This is a genomic window from Enterobacter sp. BWH64, assembly GCF_001037645.1.
Classification (GTDB): Bacteria; Pseudomonadota; Gammaproteobacteria; order Enterobacterales; family Enterobacteriaceae; genus Enterobacter; species Enterobacter hormaechei_C.
Window position 1 is genome coordinate 588,155 of record NZ_KQ089922.1, and the last position, 11,872, is coordinate 600,026.

Genomic DNA, 11,872 nt, shown 5'->3' on the forward strand with positions numbered 1-11,872 from the left:
GGGGCAGGGTGAGGGGTGAGGCTCAGGGCTCCCCATACAGCCCAATCAACCGTCGCACCACGCCATTCGTCCAGCCGAAGCCATCCTGCAACGGATACTCACCCCCGCCACCTTCGCGTGGCGTGCTGCTGGCGATGTGGTACTTCTCAATCAGCTTATGATGGGTTTTGTAGTAATGGTTCACCGTGTGCAGCCAGCTCCAGGCGATCTCATCTCCCAGCGAGTCGTTGCCGTACTGCTTGAACCCCTGGATCGCCATCCACTGGAGCGGCGCCCAGCCGTTCGGCTTATCCCACTGCTCCCCGGTTTCATATTCGGTGGCGAGAATACCGCCCGGCGTGAGCAGACGGGCTTTAACGGCATCGGACAGCCGTTCAGCCTGCTCATGCGTCGCCATGCCCACATACAGCGGCACAATGCTGGCCGCAGAGAACAGCGCCAGGGCTTCACGCCGCCAGTCGTAATCACGATAACAGCCGTTCTCTTCGTCCCACAGATAGCGGTTCACCGCCGCGCGCCGGTCGCTGGCTTTCTGGCGGAACAGATCAGCCGTCTCTTTATCCCCTTTCGACGCGGAGATATTGGCGATAGCGCTCTCCAGTTTGAACAGGAATGCGTTCAAATCAATGGGGATAAATTGTGTCGTGCGGATGCTGGCCAGCCGCGCAGGATCGCGCAGCCAGCGGGATGAGTAATCCCATCCTGAGGCTGCGCCGGCGCGCAGGTCGCGATACACCTCGTTCGGCGGACGACCGGAATGACGGGCGGTTTCCACGTCCTCAATCCACGATTCATCTCGCGGCGTGTCGCGATCGTCCCAGTAGCGGTTGAGCAATGAGCCATCCGGCATGCGTACCGCACTGCGATAGGCCTGATTGAGCAGCAGCGATTCCGCCCCGTCCATCCAGAAGGCGTACTCCATCTTAAGATGCTCAAGATAGCGCTTCGCCCCGCGCACGCCGTCCTCTTCAAACAGCTCCACCATCAGGGCAAAAACGGGCGGCTGGGAGCGGCTGAGATAGTAGGTACGGTTGCCGTTCGGGATATGGCCGTAGCGCTCAATCAGCCAGGCGAAGTTATCGGCCATACATTTCAGCAGATCGTTACGACCGCTTTCAGCAAGCCCCAGCATGGAGAAGTAAGAGTCCCAGTAGTAGGTCTCACTGAATCGCCCGCCGGGCACAATATAGGCCTGCGGCAGCGCCAGCAGCGACGACCACGGGATGTGATCCTGCGGCTCACGCGTCAGCACCGGCCACAGATTATCAATATGTTCTTTCAGGGACAGGCCGGGGTCAGAGACGTACTCTTTGCTGTAGTCCTCCGGCAGCCAGAAGTGATTCTCCACAAAGCGCGCCAGGTCAAAATCACGGTGACGACGCACCTTGCGATAGCGGATCAAAATATCCAGCGGATCCATCTTCGGCGCGCAGTCGGGAAAGGTTTTGCTGTCCGCAAACAGCCGCGACGACTGGACGTGTTCAAACAGTTCAAGGTAGCGGTCTGCGGGCGTAAGGGCATCGGACGCCGGCAGTCCTTCAATCATTTCCGGTTCCGGCTCTGCCTCGATCATCTCATCCAGTTTTAACTCACAGGGATCGGTTTCGTAGCGCAGCTCTTCTGCAATCTCGAACTCGATATCCTCGGCAGTCTGTAGTTTCTGGTTGAACATGGTGTTCAGGACCTCCGGTTTTTGTCGTAACCAATACGGGTTTTTCCCGGCTATCTTTAAAGCGTAGACATTCGCTTCGGTTAATGCGGTGCGAAGTGTGCGGTAGATCACGCTTTCAAAATGGATTTAAACACGCTGAAAATCAGATATCCCTTTGATTATGAAATTATTAAATCAGAATCTTTGGAAACAGAGCAGGAATAAAATTCAGAGCATTCGGTATTCTGCATATAAGCACGGATTAATGTGCCTGACGCGCATTGCCCTGAAGGCTGTTGGCGGTTTGATTGGCTTTCTGGCTGGCGCCTTCGCTTTTATCCATCGCTTTGCTGGCCGCTTTTTCCGCATGGGCGGCGCTGTACGCAGCCAGATGGGAAATCACGATGGCGTAAATGCTCATTAACGACACCCACAGAATGCTGTTTTTCCACCACAGCAGGGTAGGAATAGTCAGTATCGCCCATACCAGCGCGAGAACAAGGTGCATTTTGGCCATCAGTTTTGCGGTGATCTTTACGTGCATTTTCATATCTCTAATCTTTTTCCGTAGTAACAGGCGAACGCGTAGCGCTTTCTAAGATTAGTTAATTCCACCCCGGGTGGCGGGTTATTTTGTTACCGTTTGTACAGCCGTTGGGTTTACCTGCCCAGGGCATAAAAAAACCGGCCAGCTGGCCGGTTTTGTTGCGGATCAGACCGATCAGCGCATGGTCACAAACTCTTCCGCCGCAGTCGGGTGGATCGCCACGGTGTTATCGAAGTCTTTCTTCGTTGCGCCCATCTTCAGCGCCACCGCGAAGCCTTGCAGGATCTCGTCCATGCCGAAACCAATGCCGTGGATGCCGACGATCTTCTCCTCCGGGCCCACGCAGACCAGCTTCATGCGGCATGGCTGACGGTGCGAGGTGACCGCGGTATACATCGCGGTAAACGCCGATTTATACACTTTCACCTGGTCATCGCCGTACTGCTCACGCGCCTGCGGCTCGGTTAAGCCGACTGTACCGATTGGCGGGTGGCTGAAGACCACGGTCGGGATGTTGCTGTAGTCCAGATGTTCGTCCGGCTTGTTATTAAACAGACGCTCGGAAAGACGACGCCCCGCCGCCACGGCAACCGGCGTCAGCTCTACGGCGCCGGTGTTATCACCGACGGCATAAATGCCCGGTACGCTGGTGTTCTGGAATTTATCAACGACAATGTAGCCTTTTTCATTGGTTTTCACCCCGGTTGCGGCCAGATTGAAGTTGTCGGTGGCCGGTTCACGACCAATCGCCCAGATCAGGCAATCAACGGTCTGGCTGCGACCATCTTCCAGCTCCAGAGTCAGGCTACCGTCCGCATTTTTCACCACCGCTTTTGGCACGGCGTTGGTGTGCAGGGTTGGGCCTTCGGCGTTCATCACCTCGACCAGCGTGTCGACGATCAGCGGGTCAAAGCTGCGCAGCGGCGCGTGTTTACGCACGAACAGGTGCGCTTCCGCTCCCAGGCCGTTAATCACGCCGGCCAGCTCAACCGCGATGTAACCTGCGCCCACAATGGCAACGCGTTCTGGCAGAGCAGGCAGCTCGAAGAAACCGTCGGAGTCGATACCGTATTCCGCGCCCGGAATGTTCGGGTGGCTCGGACGGCCACCGGTGGCGATCAGGATGTGATCGGCGGTGATCGTCTCGCCGTTCACTTCGATCGTCTTCGCATCCACGAAACGGGCGAAGCCGCGGATCACGTCGACGTTATTCTTGCCCAGTACGTTATCGTACGAGGTGTGAATACGGTCGATGTAGGCGGTACGGCTGGCGATCAGTTTATCCCAGTCGAAGTGGTTGATGGTGGTGTCAAAGCCGTAGTCCGGGCCATACATATGGATAGCTTCACGGATTTGCGCGGCATGCCACATCACTTTCTTCGGTACACAACCCACGTTCACGCAGGTGCCGCCGAGTTCTTTGGCTTCAATCAGCGCACACTTCTGGCCGTACATGGCTGCACGGTTGATGGAGGCGATGCCGCCGCTGCCGCCGCCGATTGCGATGTAGTCATAATGCTTAGTCATAGCGTTGTCCTTAATCGTGAATTGCCGCGATTGTATACCTGAAATCAATAGTTTCCACCGATGGCTGCGATTACTCCGGCACGATCCAGCTCACGGTGGCGTGACCCGTACCGGCTGGCACCAGCGTTTTGTGCAGCCACGGCAGCACGTTGTTCATCTGTGCTTCGAGCTTCCACGGCGGGTTAATGACGATCATGCCGGACGCGGTCATGCCGCGCTGGTCGCTGTCAGGGCGCACCGCCAGCTCAATTTGCAGGATTTTACGAATGCCGGTCGCTTCGAGGTCTTTGATCATGCGTTTAATTTGCGCGCGCAGCACTACCGGATACCACAGGTCATAGGTGCCGGTCGCAAAGCGTTTGTAACCTTCGTTAATGCCGGTCACCACCGCCTGATAGTCGGTTTTGATTTCGTACGGCGGGTCGATCAGCACCAGGCCGCGACGGGAAACCGGCGGCAGTTTGGCTTTCAGCTGCTGGTAGCCATCGGCTTTGTCCACGCGGGCGCGGTTATCTTTCTGAAACTCAGAACGCAGCAGCGGGAAGTCGCTCGGGTGCAGCTCTGTCAGCTGAAGGCTGTCCTGCTCGCGCAGCAGCTGGCGGGCAATCAGTGGTGAACCCGGGTAGTAACGCAGCTGGCCGTTGCGGTTGAAGTGATTCACCACGCCAATGTACGGCTCCAGCTCGGCAGGCAGATCGTCCTGCTGCCAGATACGCGCAATCCCTTCCAGATATTCACCGGTACGCTCGGCATGCTCGCCGCTCAGCTGATAACGGCCCGCGCCCGCGTGGGTGTCCAGATAAAGGAACGGTTTATCCTTTTCTTTAAGCGATTCAATGATCAGGCTCTGAACGGTATGTTTGAGGACGTCGGCGTGGTTGCCTGCGTGGAAGCTGTGGCGATAACTGAGCATGGGTAATGATATTCCGCTGAATTGACGATTTGCCACAGTTTACAGCAGAACGGCACAGATTACCCGCAGGCCCGGTAAGCGCAGCGCCACCGGGCGTTTTTCGACAACCTTCGGCATTGAAATCCTCTACACTTAACCCCATTACTGAAAACAATATGCACAGCGCCGGATGCGCGCTTCATTCATCTATTTCAACAGGACAGCGTTTATGACCAATCCATTACTGACGCCTTTTTCGTTGCCACCGTTTTCTAAAATCCTCCCTGAGCATGTGGTTCCGGCCGTTACCCAGTCGCTGGAAAACTGCCGCGCGGCGGTAGAAAGCGTGGTTGCGCAGGGCGCGCCGTACACCTGGGAGAATCTGTGTCAGCCGCTGGCCGAAATGGACGACGTGCTGGGGCGTATCTTCTCCCCGGTGAGTCACCTGAACTCGGTGAAAAACAGCCCGGAGCTGCGCGAAGCCTACGAACAAACCCTGCCGCTGCTCTCTGAGTACAGCACCTGGGTGGGTCAGCACGAAGGGCTTTACAAAGCTTACCGCGACCTGCGCGACGGCGACCACTATGCCGAACTGAACACGGCGCAGAAAAAATCGGTCGATAACGCCCTGCGTGATTTCGAACTGTCCGGGATTGGCCTGCCAAAAGAAAAACAGGTTCGCTACGGCGAAATCGCCGCGCGCCTGTCCGAGCTGGGCAACCAGTACAGCAACAACGTCCTCGACGCCACCATGGGCTGGACGAAGCTGATTACCGATGAATCTGAACTGGCGGGTATGCCGGAAAGCGCGCTGGCGGCGGCAAAAGCCCAGGCCGAAGCGAAAGAGCAGGAAGGCTTCCTGTTAACGCTGGATATCCCAAGCTATCTGCCGGTGATGACCTACTGCGACAACCAGGCCCTGCGCGAAGAGATGTACCGCGCCTACAGCACCCGCGCCTCCGATCAGGGGCCGAATGCCGGTAAGTGGGATAACAGCCCGGTGATGGCGGAGATCCTCGCCCTGCGCCACGAGCTGGCACAGCTGCTGGGCTTCGACAGCTACGCGGATAAATCCCTCGCCACCAAAATGGCCGAGAACCCACAGCAGGTGCTCGACTTCCTGACCGATCTGGCGAAACGCGCCCGTCCTCAGGGTGAAAAAGAACTGGCTCAGCTGCGCGCCTTTGCGAAAGCGGAGTTCGGCGTGGACGAGCTTCAGCCGTGGGATATCGCGTACTACAGCGAAAAACAGAAACAGCACCTCTACAGCATCAGCGACGAACAGCTGCGTCCGTACTTCCCGGAAAACAAAGCCGTTAACGGCCTGTTCGAGGTGGTGAAACGCATCTACGGCATTACCGCGAAAGAGCGTACCGACATCGACGTCTGGCATCCGGACGTGCGCTTCTTCGAGCTGTATGACGAGAAAAACGAGCTGCGCGGCAGCTTCTATCTGGATCTTTACGCGCGAGAAAACAAACGTGGCGGGGCGTGGATGGACGACTGCGTGGGCCAGATGCGTAAAGCGGATGGTTCCCTGCAAAAACCGGTCGCCTACCTGACCTGTAACTTCAACCGCCCGGTGAGCGGCAAACCTGCGCTGTTTACCCACGATGAAGTGATCACCCTGTTCCACGAGTTCGGTCACGGCCTGCACCACATGCTGACCCGCATCGAAACCGCTGGCGTCGCCGGTATCAGCGGTGTGCCATGGGATGCGGTCGAGCTGCCAAGCCAGTTTATGGAAAACTGGTGCTGGGAGCCGGACGCGCTGGCATTTATCTCCGGCCATTACGAAACGGGCGAACCGCTGCCGAAAGAACTGCTGGATAAAATGCTGGCGGCGAAAAACTACCAGGCGGCGATGTTCATCCTGCGTCAGCTGGAGTTCGGCCTGTTCGACTTCCGCCTGCACGCCGAGTTCAGCCCGGAGCAGGGGGCGAAAATCCTCGAAACCCTGGCTGAGATTAAAAAGCAGGTCGCGGTTATTCCAGGCCCGACCTGGGGACGCTTCCCGCACGCGTTCAGCCATATCTTCGCAGGCGGGTACGCCGCAGGCTACTACAGCTACCTGTGGGCCGACGTGCTGGCGGCGGATGCCTTCTCGCGCTTCGAAGAAGAGGGGATTTTCAACCGCGAAACAGGTCAGTCGTTCCTTGATAACATCCTGACGCGCGGCGGTTCAGAAGAGCCTATGGAGCTGTTCAAACGCTTCCGTGGCCGCGAGCCGCAGCTGGATGCGATGCTGGAGCATTACGGAATCAAAGGCTGATTGCTACGTGAAGATCTGCTTAGTAGATGAAACAGGCGCCGGGGACGGCGCCTTATCTGTTCTGGCGGCCCGCTGGGGGCTGGAACATGATGAAGACAACCTGATGGCGCTGGTGATGACGCCGGAACATCTGGAGCTGCGCAAGCTCGATGAGCCAAAGCTTGGCGGGATTTTTGTCGATTTTGTCGGCGGCGCGATGGCGCACCGGCGTAAGTTTGGCGGCGGTCGCGGTGAAGCGGTGGCCAAAGCGGTCGGCATTAAAGGCAGCTATCTGCCGGACGTGGTGGATGCCACGGCGGGGCTGGGGCGCGATGCCTTTGTGCTGGCGTCTGTCGGCTGTCGGGTGCGGATGCTGGAGCGTAATCCGGTTGTCGCCGCGCTGCTCGACGACGGGCTGACGCGGGGCTACGCGGACCCGGAAATCGGCCCGTGGTTACAGGAACGTTTGCAACTTATTCATGCCTCCAGCCTGACGGCGCTGACCGATATCACCCCGCGCCCGCAGGTGGTCTATCTCGACCCCATGTTCCCGCATAAGCAGAAAAGCGCGCTGGTTAAGAAAGAGATGCGGGTGTTTCAGTCTCTGGTGGGGCCAGATTTAGATGCCGATGGCCTGCTGGAGCCGGCTCGTCAGCTGGCGACGAAGCGGGTGGTGGTGAAGCGGCCGGACTATGCGCCGCCGCTGGCGGACGTTGCGACCACTAACGCGGTGACCACCAAAGGACACCGATTTGATATTTATTCGGGAACGCCAGAATAAAAAAGCCGGGTGGCGGCTTCGCCTTACCCGGCCTACATTCAGTGCCGCTTGTAGGCCCGGTAAGCGTTAGCGCCACCGGGCTTTTTTGCACTTACTCGTCTTCTTCGTCACGCAGTGGAACAATCAGCATATCCACGTGTACGGTGTTAATCAGCTGGCGCGCGGAAGACATCAGCTTGCTCCAGAAGTCCTGGTGATGACCGCATACCACCAGGTCCATATCGTATTTCTTAATCGCATCAACCAGCACCTGGCCCAGATCGCCGCTACCGCTTAAGGTTTCAGTGATTGGATAGCCCGCGTTGGTAGAAAGCTCGCTCAGCGCGTGGTGAGTCTCTTCGGAGATGCGTTTCTGCATATCGCCGAGATTCACGTCGATCAGACCGGTGTAGAGGTCGGAGTAATTCACATCAACGTGAATCAGCGAAACTTTCGCGTTGTAGGGACGTGCCATGGATACTGCTTTATCAACCAGCACTTTACTCTCCGGGGAGAGGTCTACCGCGATGAGAATGTGTTTGTAAGCCATAGTGTTACTCCTTCCTTAAGTTATCGATGACTAAATGGGAAAGCCGTCGTCTGATGCTTTCATTACGGCCCAGTTAAACATATTTTTCAAGCTTTGGTGTTGATAACGATTAACCTTGTGGCAAAAAAATTAACGGATCTCCTACACTATTTAATGAGCCGTTCGGATATTAAAACGCGAACCGGATCGACTTTTGGTCATTCTTTCACTGAACTGTCTGTCAGGGCATTGGGGTGCGGTAGCTCAGGAGCCTTGCTTCGTGGGCGGACGCCGGGGAGGATGTATGATTAGCACCGTCGCATTGTTTTGGGCGTTATGCGTGGTTTGCATAGTGAATATGGCGCGCTACTTCTCATCGTTACGTGCGCTGTTAGTGGTACTTCGTGGTTGCGATCCGTTGCTTTATCAGTATGTGGACGGTGGAGGGTTCTTCACCTCGCACGGACAGCCCAGCAAGCAGATGCGTCTGGTGGGGTATATCTACTACCAACGCTACCGCGATCACCACGATGAAGAGTTTATCCGTCGCTGCGAGCGCCTGCGTCGTCAGTTCATTTTGACCAGCGCCCTGTGTGGTCTGGTTGTGGTGAGTATGATTGCGCTGATGATTTGGCACTGAGCATAAAAAAAGCGGGCCAGTTTCCTGACCCGCTTTTTTGTCGCCTTCAGCCGATTAAATCAGCTTCAGCGAAATCCAGTACAGACCGCCAGACAGCAGGATGGACGCCGGGAGGGTGAACACCCAGGCCATCAGGATGTTGGTCACGGTTTTACGCTGCAAACCGCCGCCGTCAACAATCATGGTACCTGCCACGGACGAAGAGAGTACGTGGGTGGTGGAGACTGGCATACCGGTGTAGCTCGCCAGACCGATAGATACCGCTGCCGTCATCTGCGCGGACATACCCTGCGCATAGGTCATGCCTTTCTTACCGATCTTCTCGCCGATGGTGGTCGCCACACGACGCCAGCCAATCATCGTACCGATACCCAGCGCCAGCGCGACCGCCATGATGATCCAGATTGGCGCGTACTCAATGGTGTTGAGCATATCGCCTTTCAGTTTCTTCAGCAGACGTTGGTCGTCAGCATTAACCTCTGGCAGCTTCGCGACTTTATCCGTCACGTCGGAGATACAGAGCATGATGCGACGCAGTTGACCACGCTGTTCAACAGCCAGTTTGTCATAGCTTTCGATATCGGCCAGCATGCCTTTCGCACGTTCCAGCGCGTTAATCGCGTTTGCCGGATGGCAATGGAACTCGCCCGGTGCCGTCGTTGCGCCTGACTCCGGAGAAGGAATCAGCTGGTCCACGCCGGTCGCTTTCTTCAGCAAATCAGGATGCTGCTGGAAGTAAGTCTCAACGTTGTTCACCGCATCACGGGTACGGGTGATTTCGTAACCGGAGGCGTTCATGTTAACCACGAAGCCCGCCGGTGCGACGCCAATCAGAACCAGCATCACCAGGCCGATACCTTTCTGACCATCGTTCGCGCCATGAGAGAAGGCGACGCCGATAGCGGAAATGATCAGCGCGATACGCGTCCAGAACGGCGGCTTTTTCTTGCCGTCTTTCTTCTCACGCTCTGCTGGCGTCAGATGGATACGCGCACGTTTTTTCGTGTTGCTCCAGTAGCGACGCAGGATGAAAATCAAGCCACCCGCCACCACCAGACCGACGATAGGGGAGATGATCAGAGAGCCGAAAATACCGAGAACTTTCGGAATGTTCAGCGCATCAACGACGGAGGTCCCGGTCATCAGGGCATTGGTTAACCCGATACCGATAATCGCGCCGATGAGGGTGTGAGAGCTGGATGCCGGCAGGCCGAAATACCAGGTACCGAGGTTCCAGATAATCGCAGCAAGCAGCATTGAGAACACCATGGCCAGGCCATGACCGGAACTCACGTTAAGCAGCAGATCCGTAGGCAGCATATGCACAATGGCATACGCAACGCTCAGTCCGCCCAGGAGGACACCAAAAAAGTTAAATACCGCCGCCATCACGACCGCAAGCTGCGATCGCATTGCGCGAGTGTAGATAACCGTTGCTACTGCGTTTGCAGTGTCGTGGAAGCCGTTGATCGCTTCGTAAAACAGCACAAAAACCAGAGCAAGCAATAATAAAAGCCCGGTATGTAAATCCAGGCCGGCAAACAAATGTAGCATAGGACGTTACGCCATTTTGAGGACATGAACGCGGCGCATTATCCAGGACAAATGCGCAACGGGCAAAGTGAAATATAGACTTTTTTTGACATACCACCTGATTTGAGAAATGTGCCTGAAAGGATAATCTTTAAATATCAATGAAATGGCTTTGTAATATCTTTTTACGCTGGTGCGACCACTGAGGAAACTTTACAATCCGCGGCAGTTAACGAAGAGGATTTTGACGTGGAAAGGTTTGATGCCGTAGTAATTGGCGCCGGTGCGGCGGGTATGTTTTGTGCGGCGATGGCCGGACAAGCGGGTCGTCGCGTGCTGCTGCTGGATAACGGAAAAAAGCCTGGCCGCAAGATCCTGATGTCTGGCGGCGGGCGATGCAACTTTACTAATCTTTATGTCGAGCCTGCGGCCTATTTGAGCCAAAACCGTCATTTTTGCAAATCTGCGCTGGCGCGCTACACCCAGTGGGATTTTATCGAGCTGGTGGGTAAACACGGTATCGCGTGGCATGAGAAGACGCTGGGGCAGCTGTTCTGCGACGACTCCGCGCAGCAAATTGTCGATATGCTGGTGGCCGAGTGCGAAAAAGGCGGCGTAGTTATGCGCCTGCGCACCGAAGTGCTGGACGTCGCCCGTGACGAGGAGGGCTACACGCTGCAACTCAACGGTGAAACCGTCAGCGCCGATAACCTGGTGATCGCCAGCGGCGGCCTCTCGATGCCGGGTCTGGGCGCCTCACCGTTCGGCTATAAAATCGCCGAGCAGTTTGGCCTGAAGGTACTGCCCACCCGCGCCGGGCTGGTACCGTTCACGCTGCATAAGCCCCTGCTGGAACAGCTTCAGACGCTCTCCGGCGTGTCTGTGCCGTCGGTCATTACGGCCGAAGACGGCACGGTGTTCCGCGAAAATCTGCTCTTTACCCATCGCGGACTCTCGGGCCCGGCGGTATTGCAGATCTCCAGCTACTGGCAGCCGGGGGAGTTTGTCTCCGTAAACCTGGTGCCGGACTGCGATCTGGACGCCTTCCTCAACGAGCAACGCGCCGCGCACCCGAATCAAAGCCTGAAAAATACCCTGGCGATGCAGCTGCCGAAGCGTCTCGTGGAGTGCTTGCAGGTGTTAGGGCAAATTCCGGATGTCGCGCTCAAGCAGCTCAACAGCCGCGAGCAGGAAGCGCTGGTGGAGACGCTGACGAACTGGCGCGTACAGCCAAACGGCACCGAAGGCTACCGCACGGCGGAAGTGACGCTGGGCGGCGTGGATACAAACGAACTCTCATCCCGCACGATGGAAGCCCGCAACGTGCCGGGTCTTTATTTCATTGGTGAAGTGATGGACGTGACCGGCTGGCTCGGCGGGTATAACTTCCAGTGGGCGTGGGCCAGTGCCTGGGCATGCGCGCAGGCACTCGCTGATGTCCGAGGACAATAAAGTTGTACACAAAGCACTAAAGTTGTAACCATTCTCAAAAAACGACGCTAATGTTGTATACTTACTGAATGTGTGGTTATAGGGTTGGAG

The 11,872-nt window shown here is 56.6% G+C and carries 10 protein-coding genes; 4 read left to right on the forward strand and 6 right to left on the reverse strand.

Annotation, left to right across the window (positions count from 1 at the left end; translation table 11 throughout):
- Positions 1-22: 22 nt before the first annotated feature.
- The 4 genes from SK50_RS02720 to SK50_RS02735 form a co-directional block, all read right to left on the reverse strand.
- Positions 23-1,672, reverse strand: a complete 1,650-nt coding sequence (locus SK50_RS02720; RefSeq protein WP_015571511.1) for an alpha,alpha-trehalase — start codon at positions 1,670-1,672, stop codon at positions 23-25.
- 241 nt (positions 1,673-1,913) lie between these two features.
- Positions 1,914-2,201 (reverse strand): hypothetical protein, encoded by a 288-nt coding sequence (locus SK50_RS02725; protein ID WP_003861213.1) that lies wholly within the window; start codon positions 2,199-2,201, stop codon positions 1,914-1,916.
- A 171-nt stretch (positions 2,202-2,372) separates the two neighbouring features.
- Positions 2,373-3,725, reverse strand: coding sequence for a glutathione-disulfide reductase (gorA, locus tag SK50_RS02730; protein WP_017384179.1), 1,353 nt, complete (start codon positions 3,723-3,725; stop codon positions 2,373-2,375).
- A gap of 70 nt (positions 3,726-3,795) precedes the next feature.
- A complete protein-coding gene (locus SK50_RS02735) occupies positions 3,796-4,638 on the reverse strand; it encodes a 23S rRNA (adenine(2030)-N(6))-methyltransferase RlmJ (protein WP_048229074.1) in 843 nt (280 codons plus the stop codon).
- A gap of 208 nt (positions 4,639-4,846) precedes the next feature.
- Here SK50_RS02735 and prlC point away from each other — a divergent pair, with 208 nt between their 5' ends.
- Together prlC and rsmJ are read left to right on the forward strand one after the other, a co-directional pair.
- A complete protein-coding gene (prlC, locus tag SK50_RS02740; RefSeq protein WP_048229077.1) occupies positions 4,847-6,889 on the forward strand; it encodes an oligopeptidase A in 2,043 nt (680 codons plus the stop codon).
- Positions 6,890-6,896: 7 nt separating this feature from the next.
- Positions 6,897-7,649: a 16S rRNA (guanine(1516)-N(2))-methyltransferase RsmJ gene (gene rsmJ, locus SK50_RS02745; protein WP_017693818.1), complete on the forward strand. Its 753-nt coding sequence runs from the start codon at positions 6,897-6,899 to the stop codon at positions 7,647-7,649.
- Between the two features lie 91 nt (positions 7,650-7,740).
- Here rsmJ and uspA read toward each other — a convergent pair whose 3' ends face one another.
- Positions 7,741-8,178, reverse strand: a complete 438-nt coding sequence (gene uspA, locus SK50_RS02750; RefSeq protein ID WP_003861223.1) for a universal stress protein UspA — start codon at positions 8,176-8,178, stop codon at positions 7,741-7,743.
- A 283-nt stretch (positions 8,179-8,461) separates the two neighbouring features.
- Here uspA and uspB point away from each other — a divergent pair, with 283 nt between their 5' ends.
- Positions 8,462-8,797 (forward strand): universal stress protein UspB, encoded by a 336-nt coding sequence (gene uspB / locus SK50_RS02755; RefSeq protein ID WP_003861224.1) that lies wholly within the window; start codon positions 8,462-8,464, stop codon positions 8,795-8,797.
- A gap of 54 nt (positions 8,798-8,851) precedes the next feature.
- On the opposite strand, the gene pitA is transcribed toward uspB, so the two are convergent.
- Positions 8,852-10,351, reverse strand: coding sequence for an inorganic phosphate transporter PitA (pitA, locus tag SK50_RS02760; RefSeq protein WP_003861225.1), 1,500 nt, complete (start codon positions 10,349-10,351; stop codon positions 8,852-8,854).
- Positions 10,352-10,579: 228 nt separating this feature from the next.
- Between pitA and SK50_RS02765 the strand changes: the two genes are divergently transcribed.
- Positions 10,580-11,782 carry a BaiN/RdsA family NAD(P)/FAD-dependent oxidoreductase gene (locus tag SK50_RS02765; RefSeq protein WP_045344681.1) on the forward strand — a complete coding sequence of 401 codons (1,203 nt, stop codon included), beginning with the start codon at positions 10,580-10,582 and terminating at the stop codon, positions 11,780-11,782.
- Positions 11,783-11,872 lie beyond the last annotated feature (90 nt).

Coding starts and splice junctions, on each gene's coding strand:
- prlC (WP_048229077.1), top strand. CDS start 4,847: ATGACCAATCCATTACTGACGCCTTTTTCGTTGCCACCGTTTTCTAAA.
- uspB (WP_003861224.1), top strand. CDS start 8,462: ATGATTAGCACCGTCGCATTGTTTTGGGCGTTATGCGTGGTTTGCATA.
- SK50_RS02720 (WP_015571511.1), bottom strand. CDS start 1,672: ATGTTCAACCAGAAACTACAGACTGCCGAGGATATCGAGTTCGAGATT.
- SK50_RS02725 (WP_003861213.1), bottom strand. CDS start 2,201: ATGAAAATGCACGTAAAGATCACCGCAAAACTGATGGCCAAAATGCAC.
- uspA (WP_003861223.1), bottom strand. CDS start 8,178: ATGGCTTACAAACACATTCTCATCGCGGTAGACCTCTCCCCGGAGAGT.
- pitA (WP_003861225.1), bottom strand. CDS start 10,351: ATGCTACATTTGTTTGCCGGCCTGGATTTACATACCGGGCTTTTATTA.
- gorA (WP_017384179.1), bottom strand. CDS start 3,725: ATGACTAAGCATTATGACTACATCGCAATCGGCGGCGGCAGCGGCGGC.
- SK50_RS02735 (WP_048229074.1), bottom strand. CDS start 4,638: ATGCTCAGTTATCGCCACAGCTTCCACGCAGGCAACCACGCCGACGTC.